The sequence below is a fragment of the Serratia sp. EWG9 genome, from assembly GCF_019913725.1.
GTDB classification, from domain to species: Bacteria; Pseudomonadota; Gammaproteobacteria; order Enterobacterales; family Enterobacteriaceae; genus Serratia; species Serratia ureilytica.
The window spans coordinates 509,991-533,602 of sequence record NZ_JADNRO010000002.1 but is presented as its reverse complement, the minus strand read 5'-3'; the positions used below and the strand labels follow the sequence as shown (position 1 = coordinate 533,602).

Here is a 23,612-nt window from a genome sequence, read left to right as displayed (position 1 = left end):
CTCACCGTTTTTATTTGATGCGGTTCAACAACCGGCGTTATTCGCGGAACAGCGCCTCAATGCTCAGGCCCTGCATCTGCAGAATCTCACGCAGACGACGCAGACCTTCAACCTGAATCTGACGGACGCGTTCACGCGTCAGGCCAATCTCCCGGCCCACGTCTTCCAGCGTCGCCGCTTCATAGCCCAGCAGGCCGAAACGACGCGCCAACACTTCACGCTGTTTGGCGTTCAGTTCGAACAGCCATTTGACGATGCTTTGCTTCATATCGTCGTCTTGCGTGGTGTCTTCAGGCCCGTTGTCCTTCTCGTCGGCCAGAATGTCCAGCAACGCTTTCTCCGAATCCCCGCCCAGCGGCGTATCCACCGAGGTGATGCGCTCATTCAGGCGCAGCATGCGGCTGACGTCATCCACCGGCTTGTCGAGTTGCTCGGCAATCTCTTCAGCGCTCGGTTCATGATCCAGTTTATGGGAAAGCTCGCGCGCGGTGCGCAGATAAACATTCAGTTCTTTGACGATATGGATAGGCAAACGAATGGTGCGGGTTTGGTTCATGATCGCCCGTTCAATCGTCTGACGGATCCACCAGGTTGCGTAAGTGGAGAAACGGAAACCGCGTTCCGGGTCGAATTTTTCCACCGCGCGGATCAGACCGAGGTTACCCTCTTCGATCAGATCCAGCAGCGCCAGACCGCGGTTGCTGTAGCGGCGGGCGATTTTCACCACCAGCCGCAGGTTGCTTTCAATCATGCGACGGCGGGACGGCACGTCACCGCGCAGAGCACGCCGCGCAAAATAGACCTCTTCCTCTGCGGTCAACAGAGGTGAATAACCGATCTCACCCAGATAGAGCTGCGTCGCATCCAATACGCGTTGCGTAACGCCTTGAGACAACAGCTCTTCTTCCGCTAAATCGTTCTCACTGGCCTCTTCTTCTACCAGCGCTTTTTCATCAAACGACTCAGCCTCAGCTCCATTCTCGTCGAAATCCGCATCATCATGTAACTCGTTAACTTTCAGCGTATTTTGGCTCATATGCTGCTCCTACCCGTGATACCGCGAGCAGAATCTCAGCGTATTCTGCCCAATCTATCGCTGCGGAAGATAACGCAGCGGGTTTACGGATTTCCCCTTGTAACGAATTTCAAAATGCAAACGTACTGAACTGGTACCGGAGCTACCCATGGTGGCTATTTTTTGACCCGCCTTCACTTCTTGTTGTTCCCGGACCAGCATTGTGTCGTTATGAGCGTAGGCGCTCAGGTAATCATCATTATGTTTGATGATGATTAGATTACCGTAACCCCGTAAAGCGTTGCCTGCATACACTACGCGACCATCGGCGGTAGCGAAGATAGGCTGCCCACGGGAACCGGCGATATCGACGCCCTTATTCCCACCTTCTGATGAGGAAAAGTTATCAATAATCTTGCCGTCAGTCGGCCATCTCCAGGTACTGACCGGAGCGCTGTTGCTGACGGTGCTGCTCACTGGTGGAGCGGCTTCCGGTGCGGTAACAGGCGCAGTCGCGGTCCCAACCGCTGCGGCGCCCGCTGCAGGTAACATCTTACCTACATTCTGTTTACCCGAGTTTTCAGAATACGCGTTAGTTGATTGAGAATCAACCGTTGCCGTCTGGATCTGGGCGCTGGAAGGTGGCTTCGGAACACCGCCTTTGGTCGCGTCAGTCGTCGCCAGCATACCGCCGCCGCCATTGGCAGAACCATTACCAAGTTGAATGGTTTGGCCAACATTCAGGCTGTAAGGCTCGGGAATATTGTTGCGCTGCGCCAGGTCGCGGAAATCGTTGCCGGTGATCCAGGCGATGTAAAACAGCGTATCACCGCGCTTGACCGTATAGGTGTCGCCGCCGCTGTAGCTCCCTTTAGGGATAGCGTTATAACTGCGGTTATAGACAATGCGGCCCTCTGGGCTGGCCTGCTGCGCTCCGCCATTATTATTGCCGGATGGAACGGCGCCGCCGCCCACGCTGCTGATAGGGGCTGACGTCGAGGCCGTGTTTGTACAACCCGCCAACCACAAACTTACCATCGTACACACCGCAACCCGGCGTAACGTAATCATTGGGCTTCCCGTGCTCATGCTTCCCCCATGACAGCAATATCAGTGATATATCCAAAATACCCTTTACATCGTAGCCGAGCTTTTGCCACTTCCCAGTTTCTGCGATGTAAAGGCGCCGCCGGCCGATCCCTGAACGCCAGGTCATCTCCCGCCGGAGCATCAAAACGCGCGCCAATGCTAACCACATTGGCGTCACCGCACCATAAGACAACTACGTAGAAAGGCCAATTCTAGTGAAAATTAGCCTGATTGGAACGAGAAAACCTTATCCGCACGTGATGAAAGTGCAACAGATTTTTCAGACGGTCGAAAAATCAGACAATCGCTAGGCCAATTCGCCTTTCACCAGCGGCACAAAGCGCACCGCCTCTACCGCGTCGACCACGAAATCGTTGCCATGGCGCTGAATGCGTTTGAGGGTTTGGGCCTGCTCGCCCACCGGCAACACCAAAATGCCGCCGTCGTCCAACTGCTCAACCAGCGCCTGCGGGATCTCCGGCGGCGCGGCAGTGACGATGATCGCATCGAACGGGCCGCGCGACGCCCAGCCCTGCCAGCCGTCGCCGTGGCGAGTGGAAACATTATGAAGGTCGAGCTGCTTCAGGCGGCGCTTGGCCTGCCACTGCAGCCCCTTGATGCGCTCGACGGAACAAACGTGTTGCACCAGATGCGCCAGGATGGCGGTTTGATAACCGGAACCGGTGCCGATCTCAAGCACCCGTGAAGTAGGCTTCAGATTCAGCAGCTCGGTCATCCGCGCCACCATATAAGGCTGAGAAATAGTCTGGCCGGAACCGATCGGTAATGCAGTGTTTTCGTAGGCTTTATGATCCAGCGCTTCGTCGACAAAACGCTCGCGCGGCACCGCTTCGATCGCTCGCAGCAGCTTTTCGTCCCGGATCCCTTGCTGACGCAGCTGCGTCAGCAATGTTTGCATACGCTTGTTCACCATTCCCCGCTAACCTCTGCCTTGGTTAACCATGTTTTCACGACTTCCTGCGCCGCGTAGGCGGTCAGATCCACCTGTAGCGGCGTGATCGCCACATAGCCTTGTTCCACCGCCGCAAAGTCGGTATCCGGCCCGACATCAAATTTATCACCAGGCGGCCCGATCCAGTAGAGATTTTGTCCACGCGGATCCTGCTGGCAGAAGACCTTATCGGCGGGATGGCGGCTGCCACAGCGAGTGACGCGCAGGCCTTTGATCTCCGCCAGCGGCAAATCCGGCACGTTGATATTCAGGATTTTTCCGGTGCGTAACGGTTCACGCTGCAGCGCACGCAAGATGCGGCAGGTAATGGCCGCTGCAGTCGCGTAGTGTTGGTGACCGTTCAGCGACACCGCCAGCGCGGGCAGCCCCAGGTGCCGGCCCTCCATCGCCGCCGCGACGGTGCCGGAATAGATGACGTCATCACCTAAATTCGGTCCGGCGTTAATGCCGGAGACCACGATATCCGGCGCAGGGCGCATCAATGCGTTGACGCCAAGATAAACGCAGTCGGTCGGCGTCCCCTGCAGCACCGCGATATCGCCGTTGGCCAGCGTCTGCGTGCGCAGCGGCGACTCCAGCGTCAGGGCATTGGAAGAACCGCTGCGGTTACGATCCGGCGCCACGACCTGCACCTCGGCAAACTCCCGCAGCGCCGCCGCCAGCACCTGAATGCCTGGGGCGCTGACGCCGTCATCGTTACTCAGCAATATCCGCATCACTGTTATCCTGCTGCATGATTTCGCGAACCACGCTGGTAGCAAAGCTGCCTGCCGGCAGCCAGAAGCGCAGTTCCACGGTAACGTCATCCCACCAGTTCCACTGCAAATTTTGCGGCTGCAACAGCAGGGCCCGGCGAGCGGGTTCGACACGCTCGCGCTTTAAAAGCGTAAGCAATTCCGGTTGTTCCGCCAAGCATTGTTGTTCAAAAGCCAAGGCTTGGCCGGCGGTGCCTGGCTCTCCGTCGCCCGGCAAGGAGGCCGTGATCGCCAGCTCGCCGGCATCCAGCCGCTGTTGCAACGTCTCCAGCTCATCGGCTTTGGCGACGAACCAGCTACCGCGGCCGCTCAACTGCAGGGCATCCCCTTCCAGCACGGTGCGCTGCAGGCCGTCGGCCAGGCGCCGGCCGGCTATCAGATTGAACAGCGCACTGCGGCTGGCGGAAAGGTAGAAGCTGCGCTTGCTGCGCTCTTTAACGCGGATTTCGTCGTTCGCCCAGCGGCGTGCCATCACCAGATTGTTGCCGCCGCGGCCGAAGCGTTGGCTGCCGAAATAGTTTGGCACGCCCTGCGCGGCGATAGCCTGCAGGCGGCGCTCAACGTCCTGACGATCGGAAATCTGGCGCAGCACCAGCGTAAAGTGGTTGCCCTTCAGATTGCCGATGCGCATTTTGCGCAGGTGGCGGGCGAACGAGAGCACCTCGCAGCCTTCCAGCGCAAACTGTGAGAAATCCGGCGTGTCTTTGCCCGGCATATGCAGGCAGAACCACTGTTCGGTCACCGCGTGGCGATCCTTCAAGCCCGCATAGCTGACGGAACGGGCGTGAATACCGGCGAAGCGCGCCAGATAGTCGGCCACGAACTGGGTATTGCAGCCGTTTTTACGGATGTTCACCAGCACATGCTCGCCTTCGCCGTCCGGCGCAAAGCCCAGGTCTTCCACCACCACGAAGTCTTCCGGATTGGCTTTCAACACCCCGGTGCTCTGCGGCTGGCCATGCAGCCAGGTCAGATTCGCCATATCCATGCGGTTATTCCTTGATCAGCAAGGCGACCGCTTCGCAGGCGATGCCCTCGCCGCGCCCGGTGAAGCCGAGCTGCTCGGTGGTCGTGGCCTTCACGTTGACGTCATCCATATGGCACTGCAGATCTTCCGCCAGGAAGACGCGCATCTGCGGGATGTGCGGCGCCATTTTCGGCGCCTGGGCAATAATCGTGATGTCGAGGTTGCCGAGGCGGTACCCTTTGGCGCGGATGCGCTTCCAGGCTTCGCGCAGCAGCTCGCGGCTGTCCGCGCCCTTGAAGGCCGGATCGGTATCGGGGAACAGCTTGCCGATATCGCCCAGCGCCGCCGCGCCCAGCAAGGCGTCGGTCGCGGCGTGCAGCGCAACGTCGCCGTCGGAGTGGGCCAACAAGCCTTTGTCGTAAGGGATGCGAACACCGCCGATCACCAACGGGCCTTCGCCGCCGAATTTATGTACGTCAAAACCGTGACCGATACGCATGGTGCGCTCCTTAATTGTCCAACTGAGTCAAATAGAACGCCGCCAGCGCCAAATCCTCCGGCCGCGTTACTTTAATGTTATCCGCCCGGCCGGCGATCAGCAGCGGATGATAACCGCAATGCTCCAGCGCCGAGGCTTCGTCGGTGACGTTTGCGCCTTCATCCAGCGCGCGCTGCAGGCACTGCTTGAGCAGCGGCAGCGGAAACAGCTGCGGCGTCAGCGCATGCCACAGATCCTGCCGTTCAACGGTGTGGGCGATGGTGTCGCGGCCGGGTTCGGCGCGCTTCATGGTGTCGCGCACCGGCGCGGCGAGAATGCCGCCCACCTTGCTGTGTGCGGTGATCGCCAACAGGCGCTCGAGATCGTCGGCGTGCAGACAGGGGCGCGCAGCGTCGTGCACCAGCACCCAGTCCGCATCACCCGCCAGTTTCAGCCCGGCCATCACCGAATCGGCGCGCTGTTTGCCGCCCTCGGTGACGGTCACCCGCGGATCCTGAGCGATGGGCAGCCGTTCGAACTGACGATCTTCCAGGCCGATCGCCACGATCACCCGTTCAATGCGCGGGTGACGCAACAGGGCATGGATAGCGTGTTCGACGATGCTGTGCCGGCCGATGGTTAAATATTGCTTCGGGCATTCCGCCTGCATGCGGCTGCCGATACCGGCAGCGGGCAGGACGGCAATCACCGAGGGAAAGGTGCCTGCGGAGTGATTCATGCGTTATTTTTGTGCGTTATTTTGCGAGGAAGACGCCGCGTTGCGTCTGGATTGGTCAGGAACCAGACGATAGAAAGTCTCACCGGGCTTGATCATGCCCAGCTCATTACGCGCTCGCTCTTCGATCGCTTCCTGACCGCCGTTCAAATCATCGATTTCGGCAAACAGCTGATCGTTACGCGCTTTCAACTTCGCGTTGTTGCCCTGTTGAACCGCAACGTCTTCATTGACCCGCACGTAATCGTGAATACCATTTTTGCCCAGCCACAGTGAATACTGTAACCAACCGAGCAATGCCAGCAATAGCAGCGTAAGTTTTCCCATCTCCGCCCCCTGAAAAACCGACCAATCATCCCACAACTTCTCGTTGGACTCCACACTGAGAGCGGCATTTCAACGCCAAATTCAGAATACGGATGAAGGATTCCCGTGTTCAGCGCCTAATTCCGCTGCGAAAGCGGCAAAAAAAGCCGCTTTAGTCCGGCGCGCGCGCCGCGTTTTCCGCTGATACACACACTGCCCTTCCTCCATTATGCAGCAAGAATCACTGCACCATCGCATCCTGACCCGTCGCTTACGCCAAGGCAAAGCAAGAAGTGAATATTTAACACCATAGAAAGAATAATCCTCATGCAGTGGTTGCACTTTCATTCATTGAAGCTTATTTTTATGCACTCATAGTGCATAAATAATTCCAATATATAACCATTCATTATCGGGGATCGCGATGTTAAAACGTTTAGTTCTGATCGGCGCCTGCCTGGCCGCCACCTTCTCCACCGCCGTGTTGGCGGCTGAACCTACCTACGTCGTCGGCTCCGGCGGCACCTATCGGCCGTTCGAGTTTGAAAACAGCCAAAAGCAGCTGGAAGGTTTCGACATCGACATTATCAAAGCGGTAGCCAAGGCCGAAGGTTTCCAGATAAAACTGATCAATACGCCGTGGGAAGGGATCTTCGCCACGCTGAATTCCGGCGATCGCGATATCATCATCTCCGGCATCACCATCACCGATAAACGCAAACAAATGGTTGATTTTTCTGCGCCTTACTTCCCGGCAGAGCAGGCCATCGTGGTGCCGCAAGACTCGAAGGTAGACTCCATTGCCGCATTGAAAGCGCTGAAGGTCGGCGTGGTGAACTCCAGCACCGGCGACATCGTGGTGTCCGACGCGCTGGGCAAAAACAGCACCGCCATCAAACGCTTCGACAATACCCCGCTGATGCTGCAAGAGCTGTATGAAGACGGCATCGGCGCAGCGGTCGGCGACGTCGGTGTGGCCAAGTTCTATATCAAAACCCACCCTGAGAAAGCCTTCAAGCTGGTGCCCGACGCCAAGTTCGAACGTCAGTATTTCGGCATCGCCGTCGCCAAAGGCAACGATGAGCTGCGCAACAAAATCAACGCCGGCCTGAAGAAAATCATCGCCGACGGCACCTACGCCAAGATCTACCAAGCCTGGTTCGACAGCAACGTACCGACGCTGCCGGCGGAATAATGCCCTGCCGCCGGCGCCCGCAAGGCCGTCGGCGCGCCACCGTTTCAGCATACCAAGAAGGAATACCCTTTGAACTTCCGCTGGGAGATCATCCAGGAATACGCGCCGCTGTTTATGGAAGGCGCCTGGATGACCATCAAATGCACCATTATCTGCGTGCTGCTGGGCACCACCTGGGGATTGATCCTCGGTCTGGGGCGCTTGGCGCAGGCGCCGCACGGCATCTGGAAACCCATCCTGCATTACGGCGTTCAGTGGCCGGTACGTATCTACATCAGCGCCTTTCGCGGCACCCCGCTGTTCGTGCAGATCATGGTGGTACACTTTGCGCTGGTGCCGCTGTTCATCAACCCGCGCGACGGCCTGCTGGTCACCAGCGGCCTGATGAGCGTCGACTTCGCCCGCGCGCTGCGCGCCGACTACGGCGCCTTTCTCTCCTGCGTGGTGGCGATCACGCTCAACGCCGGCGCCTATGTGTCGGAGATCTTCCGCGCCGGGATCCAATCGATCGACCGCGGCCAGATGGAAGCATCCCGCTCGTTGGGCATGAGCTACGGCAAGACCATGCGACAGGTTATCTTGCCGCAAGCCTTCCGGCGCATGCTGCCGCCGCTGGGCAACAACGCCATCGCCATCGTCAAGGATTCGTCGCTGGCCTCCGCCATCGGCCTGGCGGATCTGGCCTATGCCGCCCGCACCGTCTCCGGCGCCTACGCCACCTATTGGGAGCCCTACCTGACCATTTCGCTGGTCTATTGGGTCATCACCTTCCTGCTCTCGCTGCTGGTGCAACACATGGAAAAGAGGTTCGGTAAAAGTGATTCGCGTACATAACCTGCAAAAACAGTTCGGTGAAAGCCACGTGCTGCGCGGCATTTCCTGCCGGATCGCCGCCAACGAAGTGGTGTGCGTCATCGGCCCCTCCGGCTCCGGTAAAAGCACCTTCCTGCGCTGCATCAACGCGCTGGAAACGCTCTCCGGCGGCGAGATAGAGGTGAATGGCTTCGCCGTCCACGATCAGAAAACCGACCTGAACAAGATGCGTGAAAGCGTGGGCATGGTGTTCCAACGCTTTAACCTGTTCCCGCACATGACGGTGTTGGAAAACATCATCATGGCGCCGGTCAGCGTGAAAAAACTGCCGCGCGCCGAAGCCATCGCGCAAGCGGAACAGCTGCTGCGCAAGGTCGGCCTGCTCGACAAAATCGACGCCTATCCCAACAGCCTGTCCGGCGGCCAGCAGCAGCGGGTAGCGATCGCCCGCGCGCTGGCGATGGAGCCGAAAATCATGCTGTTCGACGAACCGACCTCCGCGCTCGATCCGGAGCTGGTGGGCGAAGTGTTGGCGGTGATGAAATCGCTGGCCCATGAGGGCATGACCATGGTGGTCGTCACGCATGAGATGGGCTTTGCCCGCGAGGTGGCCGACCGGGTACTGTTTATCGATCAGGGGATCATTCAGGAAGAGGGGCAGCCGCAGCAGATCTTCAGTCACCCGTCCAATCCGCGCACTCAGGCATTTTTGAGCAAAGTTTTGTAACCTTCGGCACGGCTTTGCAATCCTGCGGGCGCCGGCCTCGGCGCCCACTCTCTCACCACCCGGTCAGGAAGCTGAACACCAGCCAGAACAGGCACAGCACAACGGCGCCGGTCAGCAGCAGCGTCAAGATCAGACGGCCGCGCAGCAGCATGCTGAGGGTGATGCCGATCAGCACCGACAGCGGCATTAGCGCCAGGAAGAATGGCCAGGTATAAAGCAGGAAAAACAGCGTGTTGGAACCGTAAACCAAAAACGGCAACGCGAACGCCAGCCAGTAGAAAACAAAGCCGCTGACGCCGCCCAGGAAAGAATAAGAAGGCTCCTCTTTCTCCTGTTTTGACTGCTTGGAGTCGATCAAGATAGGCGTGACATTTTGCATAGTGATCCCTGGTTATTCGGCTCGCTCTGCGGCGGCTTAGAGTAAAAAGCGCATGGCGAAAAACGCCACACGCTTTTTTTGAATTCAGGGTTTGATAATAGCCTGACCACGCAACACGTCTAACAATTGCGCAATCAAATTTGTTACCAATTGTTGGCCATCAAGGTGGATTTCCGGCTGCTGCGGCGCCTCGTAAACCGCGTCGATACCGGTGAAATTGCGCAGCTCGCCGGCGCGCGCTTTCTTATACAATCCCTTCGGATCGCGCGCCTCGCAGATCGCCAACGGCGTATCGACAAACACCTCGATAAAGCGATCGTCGCCGAGCATCTCACGCACCATCTGCCGTTCGGCGCGGTGCGGCGAAATGAATGCGGTCAGCACCACCAGCCCGGCGTCCACCATCAGCTTGGCCACTTCCCCCACCCGGCGAATGTTCTCGCGCCGATCCTCGTCGGAGAAGCCGAGATCGCGACACAGGCCGTGGCGCACGTTATCGCCGTCCAGCAGATAGGTGCTGACGCCGAGCCCATGCAGCGCCTGCTCCAGCGCGCCGGCGACGGTGGATTTGCCCGAGCCGGACAGCCCGGTAAACCACAGCACCGCGCCGCGATGGCCGTTGCGCGCTTCGCGATCCGTGCGCGTCACCGCGTGCGGATGCCAAACCACATTTTCGTCGTCCGGCCCGGTCGCCCTCAGTTCAACGGCCACCTTATCGGCCACCGAGCAGATCGCGCGCGCCCCAGTGCGGGAAGTGCTTGCGTACCAGCGCATTCAGCTCCAGCTCGAAGGCGCTGAATTCGCCGCGCGCCGCCGATGCGGCCTGCAGCGTTTCACGCACCAGACCGGCGCCAACCGTCACGTTGCTCATGCGATCGATAAAGATCAGCCCGCCGGTGTCGTGATTGCTCTGGTAGCTGTCCAGCACCAGCGGTTCGTCGAAGGTCAGCTCCACCAATCCGATGCCGTTGAGCGGCAACGTGTCGGCCGGATGCTGCGCCAGCGTATTGATCTCCACCTGATGACGGATGCTCTCCACGCGTGCGCGGGTCTTTTTACCGGCGATCTTGATGTCGTAGCTCTGGCCCGGCACCAGCGGCTGCTCGGCCATCCATACCACGTCCACCAGCGCGCTCTGCGCTGCCTGCAGGCTTTCGCCGGCGTCGACCAGCAGATCGCCCCGGCTGATGTCCACTTCATCCTTCAGCACCAGCGTAATCGCTTCGCCCGGCACTGCCTCTGGCAGATCGCCGTCGAAGGTCACGATGCGCGCCACGCTGGACTCCACGCCGGAAGGCAGCACTTTGATGCGTTGCCCCACCCGCACCACGCCGGCGGACAGCGTGCCGGCATAGCCGCGAAAATCGAGGTTCGGGCGGTTGACGTACTGCACCGGGAAGCGCAGCGGCTGGTTTTCTCGCTCGCTGACCACGTCAACGCTCTCCAGCACTTCCAGCAGCGTCGGGCCGCTGTACCACGGCATATGGGCGCTTTCGCTCGCCACGTTGTCGCCGTCCAACGCCGACAGCGGCACGAACTTGATGTCCAGATCGCCTGGCAGCTGCTGGGCGAAGGTCAGGTAATCCTGTTTGAACTGCTCGAACACCGCTTCCTGATAGTCCACCAGATCCATTTTGTTTACCGCGACCACCAGATGGCGAATGCCCAGCAGGGTCGCGATAAAGCTGTGGCGACGAGTCTGATCCAGCACCCCTTTACGCGCGTCGATCAGCAGGATCGCCAGATCGCAGGTGGAGGCACCGGTGGCCATGTTGCGGGTGTACTGCTCATGCCCCGGGGTATCGGCGATGATAAACTTGCGTTTTTCGGTCGAGAAGTAGCGATAGGCCACATCGATGGTGATGCCCTGCTCGCGCTCGGCCTGCAGACCGTCCACCAGCAGCGCCAGATCGAGCTTCTCGCCCTGGGTGCCGATGCGTTTGCTGTCGCTGTGCAGCGTCGACAGCTGATCCTCGTAGATCTGGCGGGTATCGTGCAGCAGGCGGCCGATCAGGGTGCTTTTGCCGTCGTCGACGCTGCCGCAGGTCAGAAAGCGCAGCAGGCTCTTGTGCTGCTGCGCGTGCAGATAAGACTCGACGCCGCCCTGGTCAGCGATTTGTTGTGCAATTGCGTTATTCATCCGGCGGCTCCTTAGAAATACCCTTGACGCTTTTTCAGCTCCATCGAGCCGGACTGATCGCGATCGATCATCCGCCCCTGGCGTTCACTCGTGGTGGAGACCAGCATTTCTTCGATGATCTCCGGCAGGGTTTGCGCCTGCGAGTCCACCGCGCCGGTCAGCGGCCAGCACCCCAGGGTGCGGAAACGCACCATGCGCTGGCTGATCACTTCACCCGGCTGCAGATCGATGCGATCGTCGTCCACCATCATCAGCATGCCGTCGCGCTCCACCACCGGGCGCGGTTTCGCCAGATACAGCGGCACGATGTCGATGTTTTCCAGGAAGATATACTGCCAGATATCCAGCTCGGTCCAGTTCGACAGCGGGAAGACGCGGATGCTCTCCCCTTTGTTGATCTGGCCGTTGTAGTTGTGCCACAGCTCCGGCCGCTGGTTTTTCGGATCCCAGCGATGGAAGCGATCGCGGAACGAATAGATGCGCTCTTTGGCGCGCGATTTCTCCTCGTCGCGCCGCGCACCGCCGAAGGCGGCGTCGAAACCGTACTTGTTCAACGCCTGCTTCAGGCCCTCGGTTTTCATGATGTCGGTATGCTTGGCGCTGCCGTGCACGAACGGGTTGATGCCCATCGCCACCCCTTCCGGGTTTTTATGCACCAGCAGCTCGAAGCCGTACTCCTTCGCGGTGCGATCGCGGAATTCGTACATTTCGCGGAATTTCCAGCCGGTATCGACGTGCAGCAGCGGGAATGGCAGCGTGCCGGGGAAGAACGCCTTACGCGCTAAGTGCAGCATCACGGAAGAGTCTTTGCCGATGGAATACAGCATCACCGGGTTGGCGAATTCAGCGGCGACTTCACGGATGATATGGATACTCTCCGCCTCCAATTGCCGCAAATGAGTGAGTCGTTTTTCGTCCATAACAGGTCCTTAAAAGCCTTGCCTATGCCAAATTCACGACGGCCGGGCGCGCGGCCCCTTCCGTCTGCGATTGATGCCCGAACCAGGCGATTTGGTGGTGCAGTTCCACCACTTCGCCGATCACCAGCAGCGCCGGCAACGGCGCCCGTTGGGCCAGATATTCCAGTTGTTCCAGCGTGCCGATCTGCACCTGCTGATCGGCGCGCGTGCCGCGGCTGATCACCGCCACCGGCGTCGCGGCGTCGCGACCGTGGGCGATCAGGCGCTGGCTGATGTCCGCCGCCTTCATGGTGCCCATGTAGATAGCCAGCGTCTGCCGCGCCCGCGCCAGATCGGCCCAGTCCAGGCCATCGCCGTCGGGGCGGCAGTGGCCGGTGATAAAGGTCACGCTCTGCGCGTGGTCGCGGTGCGTCAGCGGAATGCCTGCGTAGGCGGTCGCCCCCGCGGCGGCCGTGACGCCCGGCACCACCTGGAACGGAATGCCGGCGGCGGCGGCCACCTGCAGCTCTTCGCCGCCGCGGCCGAAGATGAACGGATCGCCCCCCTTGAGGCGCACCACGCGCTTGCCCTGCTGCGCCAGTTCCACCAGCAGCCTATTGGTCTCTTCCTGGATCACCGAGTGCGCGCCGGCGCGCTTGCCCACGCAGATGCGCTCGGCGTCGCGGCGCACCAGATCGAGGATTTCGCCGCTGACCAGATGGTCATACAGCACCACGTCCGCCTGCTGCATCACCTGCAGCCCGCGCAGGGTCAACAGCCCCACGTCGCCCGGCCCGGCGCCCACCAGCGCTATCTCGCCCTGGGCGCCCTCATCGCCTGCGGCGAAGCGGTGTAAATCCTGCTCCAGCTGGCGTTCCGCCTGCGCCGTCTGGCCGTTGGCCACCAGCGTGGCGAAACGGCCGCCGAAGGTGTTTTCCCAGAAACGGCGACGTTCGCCGATCGAAGCCAACCGCTGTTTGACCTGGCCGCGCCAGCGGCCCGCCACCTGCGCCATCTGCCCCAAACTGGCGGGCAGCAACGCCTCCAGCTTTTCGCGCAGCAACCGCGCCAGCACCGGGGCCTGGCCGCTGGACGATACGGCCACCACCAGCGGCGAGCGATCGATGATCGACGGGAAGATGAACGAACAGCGCGGCTGATCGTCCACCACGTTGGCCAGCACCCGGCGTTTATCCGCCTCGGCGAACACCGCGGCGTTCAGCGCATTGTCGTCCGTGGCGGCGATCGCCAGAAACACGTCGTCCAGCTGCTGCGGATCAAAGGTTTTTCCCAGCCAGAGCACCCGCCCTTGCTGACGTTGTTGTTCCAGTTCCGGTGAGAGCGACTGCGCAACTATCCGTATTTCAGCCCCGGCGCGTTGAAGCAGGGAGACTTTGCGCGCCGCCACGTCACCACCGCCAACGACCAGCACCGGACGTTGTTTCAGGTCGGCGAATATTGGTAGATAGTCCACAACAGCCTTTTCATATAACAGAAAGATAGTGTGACTATACGGGCTGAGATTTAGCCTCTGAAATGACGAAAAGGAATGATTAGTTCCTTTATGGAATATAGGCCGCAGCGCAGGAGGCAAACCATGCTCATCGCGACGGCGATTTGCGCGTTCGCGCGAAAATTAAGAGACAGGGAAATTGTGTAATGCCGCCCGTCGTCTCATACTGGGCGCCGAAGAAAAATGATCGGCAGCGCCGATAGCAAAGAAGGATTTTTCGGTATGTTTTCCCGTTTTTACCTGAAGACCAGCCTGCTGGCCCTCGCACTCGGCGGCGTCTTCAGCGTTTGTGCCGCACAGCCCGTAAAAGACGCGCCAATGGGCCGTTTCGCCGCCGAACAGACCCGCCACATCGCCACTTACTTCCCCGGCCGCATGGCGGGCAGCCCGGCAGAATTGCTCACCGCCGACTATCTCAAGCAGCAGTTCGGCAAGATGGGTTACCAAAGCGATATTCGCAGCGTCAACACGCGTTATCTCTACACCAGCAAAGACGGCAAGAAGAACTGGAATAACGTCACCGCCAGCTCGGTGATCGCCGCCCGCAACGGCGACAGCCCGAAACAAATCGTGGTCGTCGCCCACTTCGACACCTATACGCCGCAGAGCGACGAGGATCTGGATAACAATCTCGGCGGCCTGACGCTGCAGGGCGTCGACGACAACGCCTCCGGCATCGGCGTGATGCTGGAGCTGGCGGAACGCCTGAAGGATATCCCCACTGCCTACGGCCTGCGCTTCGTCGCCACCAGCGCTGAAGAGATCGGTTCGCTGGGCGCGCAGAACTACCTGCAGCGCATGAGCGCGGAAGAGAAAAGCAACACCGTGCTGGTGATCAACCTCGACAGCCTGATCACCGGCGATCGTCTGTACTTCAACGCCGGGCGCAACACGCCGCCGCAGATGGCGAAGCGCTCCCGCGATCGCGCACTGGATATCGCCCACCGCTACGGCATCGCCGCCGCCACCAACCCAGGCAACGCGCAGCATCCGCAAGGCACCGGCTGCTGTTCCGATCAAGAGGTGTTCGACGCCGCAGGCATCCCGGTCTTGTCAGTGGAGGCCACCAACTGGTCGCTGGGCGACAAGGACGGTTACCAGCAGCGCGCCGTCAGCCCGCACTTCCCGCAGGGCATCACCTGGCACCGCCCGCAGTACGACAACCTGCAGTATCTGGATCGCTACCTGCCGGGGCGGATCGACAAACGCAGCCGCGACAGCGTGCAGATCCTGCTGCCCTTGATCAAAGAGCTGGCGCAGGCGCACCCGCCGAAAGCGCAAAAGAAAAAGTAGCCCGCAAAAAAACAGGGCCCAGCATTGCTGAGCCCTGTGATGTCATTCGCGTCGTTTAGCCTTCGTGCAGGCCGCACTCGCGCTTCAGGCCGAAGAAACGCGTCTCTTCCTCGCTCATGCCCGGCTCCCACTTCTGGGTGGTGTGGGTATCGCCGACCGACAGGTAACCCTGCTCCCACAACGGGTGGTAGCTCAGCCCGTGTTCGGTCAAATACTGGTAAATCTTGCGGTTGTCCCAGTCGATGATCGGCAGGATCTTGAACACCCCACGCTGCACCGCCAGCACCGGCAGATTGGCGCGGCTGCCGGACTGTTCGCGCCGCAGGCCGGCGAACCAGCTCTGCGCGCCCAGCGTCTCCAGCGCGCGGTTCATCGGCTCGACCTTATTGATCTGGTTATACTTTTCAATGCCTTCCACGCCCTGCTCCCACAGTTTGCCGTAGCGCGCCTCTTGCCAGGCGGGAGACTGTTCGGCGCGGAACACCTGCAGATTCAGCTTCAGCTGGTCGGTCAGTTGATCGATAAAGCGGTAGGTTTCCGGGAACAGGTAACCGGTGTCGGTCAGGATCACCGGGATATCCGGCCGGATGCGCGTCACCAGGTGCAGACATACCGCCGCCTGAATGCCGAAACTGGATGAGAGTACAAACTCGCCGGGCAGATGCTCCAGCGCCCATTCGACGCGCTGTTCGGCGCTGAGGCTCTCCAGCTGGCCGTTGGCTACCGCCAATGCCAGCGCCTGCCCGGATTTGGGCAACGCGTTCAGCGCCGCCAGATCGAATTCAGCCATGTTGCCTGCCTCCTGATACGTGAAAACGAAAGGGATATGACCTGCGCGGCCCCTCTGCCCAGGGGCCGCCCGGCCTCACTCCCAGAAATCTCGCGCCGGATCCAGCACCGGTTTGACGATGCCCGCGCGAACGGTGAAGTCGCCGAAGCCTTCGCCGGCGTTGCGCTCCTTCGCCCAGCGCCCCACCAACAGGTCGATCTCGCTCAGGATCTCGTCTTCGTTGATGTTTTCGCGGTACATGCGCGGAATGCGCGTGCCTTCGCGGTTGCCGCCCAAATGCAGGTTATAGCGGCCGACCGCCTTGCCCACCAGCCCCAGCTCCGCCAGCAGCGCGCGGCCGCAGCCGTTCGGGCAGCCGGTGATGCGCAGCACGATATGCTCGTCACCCACCCCGTGCCGATGCATGATCCCTTCCACCTTGGTGACAAACTGCGGCAGGAAACGCTCGGCCTCCGCCATCGCCAGCGGGCAGGTCGGGAACGACACGCAGGCCATCGAGTTTTTGCGTTGCTCGCTGATCTCGTCGTCGATCAGGCCATGATCGCGCGCCAAGGCGTCGATCTTGGCCTTCTCGCTTTCCGGCACGCCGGCGATGATCACGTTTTGGTTCGCCGTCAGGCGGAAGTCGCCTTTATGGATCTTGGCGATCTCCGCCATGCCGGTCTTCAGCGGGCGCCCCGGATAGTCCAGCAGGCGGCCGTTCTCAATAAACAGCGTCAGGTGCCACTGATCGTCGATGCCCTTCACCCAACCGATGCGATCGCCGCGGCCGGTGAATTCATACGGCCGAATCGGCGCGAAGGTGATGCCGGCGCGCTTTTCCACTTCGGCGCGGAAAACGTCCACGCCGACGCGCTCCAGAGTGTATTTGGTTTTGGCGTTCTTGCGATCGGTGCGGTTGCCCCAGTCGCGCTGTGTGGTCACCACCGCTTCAGCCACCGCCAGCGTATGCTCGAGCGGAATGTAGCCGAACTCGCTGGCCTGACGCGCGTAGGTTTTCTTGTTGCCGTGCTCAATGGACAGCCCGCCGCCCACCAGCAGGTTGAAGCCCACCAGCTTGCCGTTTTCGGCGATCGCCACGAAGTTCATGTCGTTGGCGTGCAGATCGACGTCGTTCTGCGGCGGGATCACCACCGTGGTTTTGAATTTGCGCGGCAGGTAGGTCGGCCCCAGAATCGGCTCTTCGTCGGTAGTGGCCACCTTCTCCTGATCCAGCCACACCTCTGCGTAGGCGCGGGTGCGCGGCAGCAGGTGTTCGGAGATCTTCTTCGCCCACTCGTAGGCTTCCTGATGCAGCTCGGACTCCACCGGGTTGGAGGTGCACAGCACATTGCGGTTCACGTCGTTGGCGGTCGCCAGCGCGTCCAGCCCCAGGCGATTCAGCAACTGGTGCACCGGTTTGACGTTGCCTTTCAGGATGCCGTGAAACTGGAACGTCTGGCGGTTGGTGATGCGAATGCTGCCGTACAGCGTGCTCTCCTGCGCGAACTTGTCGATGCCCAGCCACTGCTGCGGGCTGATGACGCCGCCCGGCAGGCGGCAACGCAGCATCATGGCGTGGCGCGGCTCCAGCTTCTGCTCGGCGCGTTCGGCGCGAATGTCACGATCATCCTGCTGGTACATGCCGTGAAAACGGATCAGCAGGAAGTTGTCGCCGTTGAAGCCGCCGGTCAGGCCGTCGTTCAAATCTTCGGCGATGGTGCCGCGCAGGAAGTTGCTCTCCTTCTTCATGCGCTCCGCATCGGCCAGTTTGCCTTCGACCACCAAAGGCCCGGGGTGTTTATCACTCATCAGTAAACATCTCGCTGATAACGGCGCTCAAGGCGCAGCTCACTTAAAAATTCATCCGCCTGCTCGGTATCCATGCCACCGTGCTCGGCCACCAGTTCCAGTAATGTGTGTTCCACGTCTTTCGCCATGCGATTGGCATCGCCGCAGACGTAAATGTGCGCGCCTTCCTGAATCCAGCGCCACACTTCCGCGCCCTGTTCGCGCAGTTTGTCTTGTACGTATATTTTATGTTGCTGGTCGCGGGACCAGGCCAGATCGATGCGGGTCAGCAGGCCGTCTTTCACGTAGCGCTGCCATTCAACCTGGTACAGGAAATCTTCGGTAAAGTGCGGGTTGCCGAAGAACAGCCAGTTTTTGCCGCCGGCGCCGTCGGCGTCGCGCTGCTGCATAAAGGCGCGGAACGGCGCGATGCCGGTGCCCGGGCCGATCATGATCACCGGCGTTTCCGGGTTGGCCGGCAGACGGAAGTTGTCGTTGTGCTCGATAAACACCCGCACGTCGCCGTCCTCCTCCAGGCGGTCCGCCAGGAAACCGGAGGCGCCGCCGCTGCGAGCGCGCCCGTCGATGTCGTAACGCACGACGCCCACGGTGATGTGCACTTCGTTCTCATTTTCCGCCTGTGAAGAGGCGATGGAGTACAGGCGCGGCGTCAGCGGACGCAGCAGCCCGACCAGCTGTTCGGCGCTCAGATCCGCCGGCGCCTGGCGCACCATGTCGACGATCGGCGTGTTGTGCGCATACTGCTGCAGCGCGGCTTTATCCGCCAACAGACCGATCAGCTTTTCGTCGCGCGACAGCGCGGCGTATTTATCGACGATCGGCGTGGTGTTCTGCGTCAGTTCGAAATGGCTGCGCAGCGCCTGCGCCAGCGGCAGGGTTTGCCCTTCCACCTCCACCGGTTCGTCGCCTTTCAGCCACAATAGCTGCACCAGTTCGTCCACCAGCGCCGGATCGTTGTCGAACCATACGCCGAGCGCATCGCCAGGCTGGTAGCGCAGGCCCGAATCGCCCAAATCGATCTCGATATGGCGCACGTCTTTATCGGACGCGCGGCCGGTAATTTTCTGCTTGACCGCCAGTTGGGCGGTGAGCGGTTGTTCCTTGCTGTACGGGCTGCTGTCGATCAGGTCGACCGCGCCGCTGGCCAACGCGCCCGGCGCGGCGCTTTCCGCCGGCGCGCGCGCCTTCAGCACCGACACCACCTGTTTGCGCCAGGCGGCGGCCAGTTCCTGATACTCCACGTCGGCATCCACGCGCTCCACCAGGCGCTCGGCGCCCAGTTCGGCCAACTTGGCGTCGAAATCTTTACCGGACTGACAGAAATTCTCATAAGAGGTGTCGCCCAGCCCGAACACCGCAAACGCGGTGTCACTCAGCTTCGGCGCCTTTTTCGAGAACAGGTATTTATGCAGCGCCACCGCTTCTTCCGCCGGCTCGCCTTCCCCTTGCGTGGAGGCGACGATCACCAGCAGGCGCTCTTGCGCTATCTGCTTGAACTTGTAATCGCCGGCGCTGATCAGCGTGGCGTTCAGATTGGCGGCCAGCAAATCATCGCGCAGCTGCTCCGCCAGGCGGCGCGCATTGCCGGTCTGCGAAGCGGAAATGATGGTGATGCCGGCGGCGGCAGGGGCGGCGGGCGCAATGGCCACGGCTCCTGGCTGTTGATTGACCATGCCCCAAAAATAACCGGACAGCCACGCCAGCTGCGTCGGCGAATAGTCGCCGATCGTCGCCTGCAGGCGTGCCAGCTGTTCGGGCGTCAGCGGGAGCAAAGATGTTGGAGGAGCCTGAGTCGTCATTGCTGTACTTATTTCCTATACTTAGCGCCTTTCCTGCCAGGCGCGCGCCAGTGTCAGTCGCTGTCTCTTCGCTGCGTCGGGTGTGCGGAAAAGATCAGGAGAGTTTGTAAGGTTACCGAGCAGAATAGCAACGATTAAATAAGGGATAGCAATAAATCATAACCAAAATGACTAAGCTGTTTTTCTGGTAAGGGATAACGCTTAAACCGTTAAACAAAGTTTTTTATCCAGATGAAAATAAAGCACTTTTTTTCATCATTTTTTCACCGTTCAACATTTCGGCTCATAACCCCAGCCGATAGGTGCCGCAGACACCAAACAAAAAAAGTGTTAACCGGATGCGTTTGCCGTGGCGGTAGACCATAACGGTATAAATGGCAAGCAGACGCGCTTTCCGGTACTATGCGGCGGTTTTTGAGTCAATGAGGCCGTAATAATGGCAACCACGCTGTTTAAAGATTTTCAGTTTGAAGCCGCACACCGTTTGCCGCATGTGCCGGAGGGCCACAAATGCGGCCGTCTGCATGGGCATTCGTTTATGGTGCGTCTGGAAGTGACCGGTGAAGTGGATCCCCACACCGGTTGGGTGATGGATTTCGCCGAGCTCAAGGCTGTGTTTTCCCCGATCTGGGAGCGGCTGGATCACCATTATCTGAACGATATTCCAGGATTGGAAAATCCCACCAGCGAAGTGCTCGCCGCCTGGATTTGGCAGCAGCTCAAGCCCCAGTTACCGGAACTGACTGCGGTGATGGTGAAAGAGACCTGTACGGCGGGATGCGTATATAAAGGTTGATGCCGTGAGGGTATGTGCAGATACCCTCACACTACCTCGCCTTGCAGATCCAGACGCCGCGCCGTCCAGGGCCTTTCCGACAGGCTCAGCGCCATTCCCCCTCGATAGACAAACGTTTTGCTCTCGCCATCCTCAATGAACGCCGTCTCGTTTTCCATCGCCCGATAGCCGGCGCCGGTATAGTACTTTTCGCTTACCGCAAACAGTATGGAATACGCGATCCCTTTACTGCTCAAATAGTCATGCGCCTTCACCAGCATGTTTGCGGTCACGCCGCGGCGCCGATGCGTGTGTGCCACGGCCACCAGCCCGATGATGCCGATCACCTCGGCCTCACCGTCAATCAACACCGGCCGCTCATGCACCGCCAGTTGGCCGACGATCGCCTCGCCTTCCGTGGCGGTCACCAGGCAAGCCGGCACCTGCCGCCGATAAAATCCGTCGGTTATCTCGGGGAAAGCGTCGGACAACAACGAACGAATCGACCGCAATTCCGCTTCCGTCACCGCCTCGAATGCACGCGATACAATTTTCACCGTAACTCCCGTCCCGTTCGAAGGCCTGCGGCCAATAAAACACTCAGGCGATATTCAGATATTTGTGGGTCTGCATCGACAGCCGCCAATTGCGCGCAATGCAGGTTTCGATGCACAGGCGGGTCGCCTCTTCTTTCTGGCTGATCGGCTGCAGCGCGATAATGCGCGCCTTATCGTCCTGCAGCGTCGCCAGCAGCGCATCCAGCGCCTCGATATCGCGCTCGCGCGCCACCGGATGCTTCACCTCGTCGGCGCGCCGCAGCGCCTGATCCAGCACCTTCATGCCGCCGCGCATATTCACCTTGGGCGAAACCGTCACCCAGGTGTTGGCGGAGCAGCGAACTTCGTGGGTGCCGCTGGTTTCAATCTGGCAACGGTAGCCGTGCTGCTCGAACAGCTCGGTCAACGGCGCCAGATCGTAGATGCAGGGTTCACCGCCGGTGATCACCACATGGCGCGCGGTGTAACCTTGTTGGCGCATCACCGCCAACAGCTGCTCGGCGCCGGCATTGCCCCAGGCGTCGCTCTCTTCTGTCTTGACCAGGATCCGTTGCAGGTCGACTTCCCGATGGGCTTCCTTTTCCCAGGTATGTTTGGTGTCGCACCAGCTGCACCCTACCGGGCAGCCCTGCAGGCGGATGAAAATGGCCGGAACGCCGGTGAAAAAGCCTTCGCCCTGCAAGGTTTGGAACATCTCGTTGATCGGGTACTGCATCGGTTTCTCAATCTGGAAAAGTAAAAAGCGATTATCGCAGATTCCGGCCCGGCGACCAAACGGCCAAAATTGTATTAAATTTTATCCTCCGCGCCGCCGTCAGCATATCTCACCGCCAATGGCGTTCATTTAATTTGTTAACCGGTCTTTGGCCTTTCATCGGCGGTGCAACCTGCTCCACAGAAAACAACACGCAGTTAACAAATAAGATAATTATATTTGACATAAAGCGCCGACGCGCAGATGTATATACAAGCAAACACAAGCCGAGCGCCAGTTTCGGCCACGTTCCATCCATCACGACTACATCTGCGTTTAGAGGGTGCCATGACTCATTCCACCAGCGAGTTAAACATTCAACAGGCCATCGACGACAGCAAGTTTTCGCTGTTTCACTGGACACTGATCATTCTCGGATTTCTGATCCTCGCCATCGACGGCTTCGATACCGCCGCCATGGGCTATATCGCCCCCTCGGTCGCCAAAGACTGGGGCATCGTGAAGCAGGATCTGGGGCCGGTGCTGAGCGCTGCGCTGCTGGGGCTGTCGCTCGGCGCGCTGATCGCCGGGCCGATCTCCGACCGCATCGGCCGCAAGCGCGTGCTGGTGTTTTCCTGCCTGTTCTTCGGCCTGTCGAGCCTGGCCACCGCCTACGCCGGTTCGCTCAACAGCCTGACGCTGTGGCGCTTCCTCACCGGTCTCGGGCTGGGGGCGGCGATGCCCAACGCTATTACCTTGATCTCCGAATACGCGCCGCAGCGCTGCCGTTCGCTGGCGATCAACACCATGTACTGCGGTTTTCCGCTGGGCGCGGCCGGCGGCGGCGCCATTTCATCGTGGCTGATCCCGAACTACGGCTGGCACAGCGTGCTGCTGCTCGGCGCCATCGCGCCGCTGGTCTTGACTGTCCTGCTGATCCTGCTGCTGCCGGAGTCGGTTAAATATATGGTTAACCGCGGCCAGGATGCGGCGAAGATCAAGCGCATCGCGCAGCGCTTCGTCAGCCGGAGCCTCGACGGCGTGACGCGTTTTTATCTGTACGAAGAGAAGCTGACGCAGACCAAGACCAGCGTCGGCCTGCTGTTCAGCCGCCCTTACCTGCTCGGCACGCTGATGCTGTGGCTGACCTACTTTATGGGGCTGGTGATCTACTACGTGTTGCTGAGCTGGATGCCAATCCTGATGCAGGGATTGGGCTATCAGTTGGAGCAATCGGCGATGCTCACCTCGCTGTTCACCTTCGGCGGCACGCTGGGCATCTTGGTGGCCGGCTGGTTGATGGACCGCTGGAATGCGCACAAAGTAGTCTCGAGCGGCTTTGTCGTCACCGCCTTGCTGATCGTGGCGATGGCCACCGAGGATAAACAGATCGTGCTGCTGGGCGCCTTCATCTTCCTGATGGGCGTCACCATGAACGGCGCGCAGTCCGGGCTGCAAACGCTGGCGGCGACCTTCTACCCGACCCACAGCCGCGCCACCGGCATCGCCTGGATGCAGGGCATCGGCCGCTTCGGCGGCGTCGCCGGCACCATGATGGGCGCCCAACTGCTGGCGATGCAGTGGGAAGTGCAGAGCATCCTGATGTTCCTGTGCGTGCCGGCGCTGATCGCCGCCATCGCCACGGTGTGCAAGATGAGCCGCAAACCGACGCTGCAGCCGGCCGCCTGACCCTTGCAAGCCCGCCCACGGCGGGCTTTCTTCCTGCGGTGATAGGGCTTTTTTATCCTCCGCCGTCAACTGTAATCAGACTGTAAAAATATTGTGACTAGCCGCCCAAAAATGAGTCAATTTTAATTCATTTTTGCCGAACAGCTCACTTTTCTCCGGCTTTCCGTACCTGAGACCGGCGATAAAAAATCGCATATCAACCTGATATAAAAAGAAAATAACTTTTTCTTATGCCACTT

General features: G+C 60.0%; 24 protein-coding genes. 6 read left to right on the top strand and 18 right to left on the bottom strand.

The annotated features are described in order from the left end of the window. Positions 1 to 37: 37 nt before the first annotated feature. From rpoS to ftsB, 8 genes are all read right to left on the bottom strand, one after another. Positions 38 to 1,036 (bottom strand): RNA polymerase sigma factor RpoS, encoded by a 999-nt coding sequence (rpoS, locus tag ITX55_RS07910; RefSeq protein WP_019455119.1) that lies wholly within the window; start codon positions 1,034 to 1,036, stop codon positions 38 to 40. Positions 1,037 to 1,090: 54 nt separating this feature from the next. Beyond that, entirely contained in the window at positions 1,091 to 2,086 is a 996-nt protein-coding gene (gene nlpD / locus ITX55_RS07905; protein WP_182074321.1) for a murein hydrolase activator NlpD, read from the bottom strand. A 325-nt stretch (positions 2,087 to 2,411) separates the two neighbouring features. After that, entirely contained in the window at positions 2,412 to 3,038 is a 627-nt protein-coding gene (locus tag ITX55_RS07900) for a protein-L-isoaspartate(D-aspartate) O-methyltransferase (RefSeq protein ID WP_004932585.1), read from the bottom strand. After that, the gene (gene surE, locus ITX55_RS07895; RefSeq protein ID WP_033641889.1) at positions 3,032 to 3,793 is read right to left on the bottom strand and encodes a 5'/3'-nucleotidase SurE; all 762 of its coding nucleotides are present in this window, start codon (positions 3,791 to 3,793) and stop codon (positions 3,032 to 3,034) included. Before surE ends, ITX55_RS07900 begins: the two co-directional genes overlap by 7 nt. After that, positions 3,774 to 4,820: a tRNA pseudouridine(13) synthase TruD gene (gene truD, locus ITX55_RS07890; RefSeq protein ID WP_033641888.1), complete on the bottom strand. Its 1,047-nt coding sequence runs from the start codon at positions 4,818 to 4,820 to the stop codon at positions 3,774 to 3,776. The genes surE and truD overlap by 20 nt, the downstream gene beginning before the upstream one ends. 4 nt (positions 4,821 to 4,824) lie before the next feature. Continuing rightward, the gene (gene ispF, locus ITX55_RS07885) at positions 4,825 to 5,298 is read right to left on the bottom strand and encodes a 2-C-methyl-D-erythritol 2,4-cyclodiphosphate synthase (protein WP_004932594.1); all 474 of its coding nucleotides are present in this window, start codon (positions 5,296 to 5,298) and stop codon (positions 4,825 to 4,827) included. Positions 5,299 to 5,308: 10 nt separating this feature from the next. Continuing rightward, positions 5,309 to 6,016, bottom strand: coding sequence for a 2-C-methyl-D-erythritol 4-phosphate cytidylyltransferase (gene ispD, locus ITX55_RS07880; RefSeq protein WP_108680191.1), 708 nt, complete (start codon positions 6,014 to 6,016; stop codon positions 5,309 to 5,311). A 3-nt stretch (positions 6,017 to 6,019) separates the two neighbouring features. Beyond that, on the bottom strand, positions 6,020 to 6,340 hold the full coding sequence (gene ftsB, locus ITX55_RS07875) for a cell division protein FtsB (RefSeq protein WP_016929043.1): 321 nt from the start codon (positions 6,338 to 6,340) through the stop codon (positions 6,020 to 6,022). Positions 6,341 to 6,743: 403 nt separating this feature from the next. Between ftsB and ITX55_RS07870 the strand changes: the two genes are divergently transcribed. The 3 genes from ITX55_RS07870 to ITX55_RS07860 all read left to right on the top strand — a co-directional run bounded on the left by ITX55_RS07870 (position 6,744) and on the right by ITX55_RS07860 (position 9,054). Further along, positions 6,744 to 7,514 (top strand): basic amino acid ABC transporter substrate-binding protein, encoded by a 771-nt coding sequence (locus ITX55_RS07870; protein WP_047572629.1) that lies wholly within the window; start codon positions 6,744 to 6,746, stop codon positions 7,512 to 7,514. A gap of 114 nt (positions 7,515 to 7,628) precedes the next feature. Further along, the gene (locus tag ITX55_RS07865) at positions 7,629 to 8,348 is read left to right on the top strand and encodes an amino acid ABC transporter permease (protein WP_042706788.1); all 720 of its coding nucleotides are present in this window, start codon (positions 7,629 to 7,631) and stop codon (positions 8,346 to 8,348) included. Next, positions 8,332 to 9,054 carry an amino acid ABC transporter ATP-binding protein gene (locus tag ITX55_RS07860; protein WP_042783703.1) on the top strand — a complete coding sequence of 241 codons (723 nt, stop codon included), beginning with the start codon at positions 8,332 to 8,334 and terminating at the stop codon, positions 9,052 to 9,054. Before ITX55_RS07865 ends, ITX55_RS07860 begins: the two co-directional genes overlap by 17 nt. A gap of 52 nt (positions 9,055 to 9,106) precedes the next feature. Here ITX55_RS07860 and ITX55_RS07855 read toward each other — a convergent pair whose 3' ends face one another. The 5 genes from ITX55_RS07855 to cysG form a co-directional block, all read right to left on the bottom strand. Beyond that, positions 9,107 to 9,433, bottom strand: coding sequence for a DUF3561 family protein (locus tag ITX55_RS07855; RefSeq protein WP_033641885.1), 327 nt, complete (start codon positions 9,431 to 9,433; stop codon positions 9,107 to 9,109). 84 nt (positions 9,434 to 9,517) lie between these two features. Next, entirely contained in the window at positions 9,518 to 10,207 is a 690-nt protein-coding gene (gene cysC, locus ITX55_RS07850) for an adenylyl-sulfate kinase (protein ID WP_108680190.1), read from the bottom strand. Further along, complete coding sequence (cysN, locus tag ITX55_RS07845; RefSeq protein ID WP_033641884.1) at positions 10,146 to 11,573, bottom strand: sulfate adenylyltransferase subunit CysN; 1,428 nt, start codon at positions 11,571 to 11,573, stop codon at positions 10,146 to 10,148. The genes cysC and cysN overlap by 62 nt, the downstream gene beginning before the upstream one ends. Before the next feature lie 11 nt (positions 11,574 to 11,584). Next, a complete protein-coding gene (gene cysD / locus ITX55_RS07840; RefSeq protein ID WP_033641883.1) occupies positions 11,585 to 12,493 on the bottom strand; it encodes a sulfate adenylyltransferase subunit CysD in 909 nt (302 codons plus the stop codon). Positions 12,494 to 12,515: 22 nt separating this feature from the next. Then, positions 12,516 to 13,946 carry a siroheme synthase CysG gene (cysG, locus tag ITX55_RS07835; protein WP_108680188.1) on the bottom strand — a complete coding sequence of 477 codons (1,431 nt, stop codon included), beginning with the start codon at positions 13,944 to 13,946 and terminating at the stop codon, positions 12,516 to 12,518. Between the two features lie 261 nt (positions 13,947 to 14,207). On the opposite strand from cysG, the gene ITX55_RS07830 reads away from it, so the two are divergent. Continuing rightward, positions 14,208 to 15,278: an aminopeptidase gene (locus ITX55_RS07830; RefSeq protein ID WP_108682248.1), complete on the top strand. Its 1,071-nt coding sequence runs from the start codon at positions 14,208 to 14,210 to the stop codon at positions 15,276 to 15,278. Between the two features lie 55 nt (positions 15,279 to 15,333). On the opposite strand, the gene ITX55_RS07825 is transcribed toward ITX55_RS07830, so the two are convergent. From ITX55_RS07825 to cysJ, 3 genes are all read right to left on the bottom strand, one after another. Then, positions 15,334 to 16,068: a phosphoadenylyl-sulfate reductase gene (locus tag ITX55_RS07825; RefSeq protein ID WP_108680187.1), complete on the bottom strand. Its 735-nt coding sequence runs from the start codon at positions 16,066 to 16,068 to the stop codon at positions 15,334 to 15,336. Between the two features lie 75 nt (positions 16,069 to 16,143). Further along, positions 16,144 to 17,859, bottom strand: coding sequence for an assimilatory sulfite reductase (NADPH) hemoprotein subunit (cysI, locus tag ITX55_RS07820; protein ID WP_108680186.1), 1,716 nt, complete (start codon positions 17,857 to 17,859; stop codon positions 16,144 to 16,146). Next, positions 17,859 to 19,658, bottom strand: a complete 1,800-nt coding sequence (gene cysJ, locus ITX55_RS07815) for an NADPH-dependent assimilatory sulfite reductase flavoprotein subunit (protein WP_033651649.1) — start codon at positions 19,656 to 19,658, stop codon at positions 17,859 to 17,861. The genes cysI and cysJ overlap by 1 nt, the downstream gene beginning before the upstream one ends. 436 nt (positions 19,659 to 20,094) lie before the next feature. Here cysJ and queD point away from each other — a divergent pair, with 436 nt between their 5' ends. Continuing rightward, entirely contained in the window at positions 20,095 to 20,454 is a 360-nt protein-coding gene (gene queD / locus ITX55_RS07810) for a 6-carboxytetrahydropterin synthase QueD (RefSeq protein WP_004932638.1), read from the top strand. A gap of 26 nt (positions 20,455 to 20,480) precedes the next feature. On the opposite strand, the gene ITX55_RS07805 is transcribed toward queD, so the two are convergent. Together ITX55_RS07805 and queE are read right to left on the bottom strand one after the other, a co-directional pair. After that, entirely contained in the window at positions 20,481 to 20,990 is a 510-nt protein-coding gene (locus ITX55_RS07805; RefSeq protein WP_159085265.1) for a GNAT family N-acetyltransferase, read from the bottom strand. 43 nt (positions 20,991 to 21,033) lie between these two features. Further along, on the bottom strand, positions 21,034 to 21,705 hold the full coding sequence (gene queE / locus ITX55_RS07800) for a 7-carboxy-7-deazaguanine synthase QueE (RefSeq protein ID WP_033651650.1): 672 nt from the start codon (positions 21,703 to 21,705) through the stop codon (positions 21,034 to 21,036). Between the two features lie 327 nt (positions 21,706 to 22,032). Here queE and ITX55_RS07795 point away from each other — a divergent pair, with 327 nt between their 5' ends. Further along, positions 22,033 to 23,373: an aromatic acid/H+ symport family MFS transporter gene (locus ITX55_RS07795; RefSeq protein WP_072626748.1), complete on the top strand. Its 1,341-nt coding sequence runs from the start codon at positions 22,033 to 22,035 to the stop codon at positions 23,371 to 23,373. Positions 23,374 to 23,612: the final 239 nt, after the last annotated feature.

Bases quoted from the DNA above. Each gene is read 5' to 3' on its own strand.
- queD (WP_004932638.1), top strand. From the start codon at position 20,095: ATGGCAACCACGCTGTTTAAAGATTTTCAGTTTGAAGCCGCACACCGT.
- cysC (WP_108680190.1), bottom strand. From the start codon at position 10,207: ATGCGCTGGTACGCAAGCACTTCCCGCACTGGGGCGCGCGCGATCTGC.
- ITX55_RS07795 (WP_072626748.1), top strand. From the start codon at position 22,033: ATGACTCATTCCACCAGCGAGTTAAACATTCAACAGGCCATCGACGAC.
- ITX55_RS07870 (WP_047572629.1), top strand. From the start codon at position 6,744: ATGTTAAAACGTTTAGTTCTGATCGGCGCCTGCCTGGCCGCCACCTTC.
- cysJ (WP_033651649.1), bottom strand. From the start codon at position 19,658: ATGACGACTCAGGCTCCTCCAACATCTTTGCTCCCGCTGACGCCCGAA.
- ITX55_RS07830 (WP_108682248.1), top strand. From the start codon at position 14,208: ATGTTTTCCCGTTTTTACCTGAAGACCAGCCTGCTGGCCCTCGCACTC.
- ITX55_RS07825 (WP_108680187.1), bottom strand. From the start codon at position 16,068: ATGGCTGAATTCGATCTGGCGGCGCTGAACGCGTTGCCCAAATCCGGG.
- truD (WP_033641888.1), bottom strand. From the start codon at position 4,820: ATGGATATGGCGAATCTGACCTGGCTGCATGGCCAGCCGCAGAGCACC.
- ftsB (WP_016929043.1), bottom strand. From the start codon at position 6,340: ATGGGAAAACTTACGCTGCTATTGCTGGCATTGCTCGGTTGGTTACAG.
- cysI (WP_108680186.1), bottom strand. From the start codon at position 17,859: ATGAGTGATAAACACCCCGGGCCTTTGGTGGTCGAAGGCAAACTGGCC.
- rpoS (WP_019455119.1), bottom strand. From the start codon at position 1,036: ATGAGCCAAAATACGCTGAAAGTTAACGAGTTACATGATGATGCGGAT.
- ispF (WP_004932594.1), bottom strand. From the start codon at position 5,298: ATGCGTATCGGTCACGGTTTTGACGTACATAAATTCGGCGGCGAAGGC.
- nlpD (WP_182074321.1), bottom strand. From the start codon at position 2,086: ATGATTACGTTACGCCGGGTTGCGGTGTGTACGATGGTAAGTTTGTGG.
- cysD (WP_033641883.1), bottom strand. From the start codon at position 12,493: ATGGACGAAAAACGACTCACTCATTTGCGGCAATTGGAGGCGGAGAGT.
- cysN (WP_033641884.1), bottom strand. From the start codon at position 11,573: ATGAATAACGCAATTGCACAACAAATCGCTGACCAGGGCGGCGTCGAG.
- ITX55_RS07900 (WP_004932585.1), bottom strand. From the start codon at position 3,038: ATGGTGAACAAGCGTATGCAAACATTGCTGACGCAGCTGCGTCAGCAA.
- ITX55_RS07865 (WP_042706788.1), top strand. From the start codon at position 7,629: ATGGAAGGCGCCTGGATGACCATCAAATGCACCATTATCTGCGTGCTG.
- queE (WP_033651650.1), bottom strand. From the start codon at position 21,705: ATGCAGTACCCGATCAACGAGATGTTCCAAACCTTGCAGGGCGAAGGC.
- ispD (WP_108680191.1), bottom strand. From the start codon at position 6,016: ATGAATCACTCCGCAGGCACCTTTCCCTCGGTGATTGCCGTCCTGCCC.
- surE (WP_033641889.1), bottom strand. From the start codon at position 3,793: ATGCGGATATTGCTGAGTAACGATGACGGCGTCAGCGCCCCAGGCATT.
- ITX55_RS07855 (WP_033641885.1), bottom strand. From the start codon at position 9,433: ATGCAAAATGTCACGCCTATCTTGATCGACTCCAAGCAGTCAAAACAG.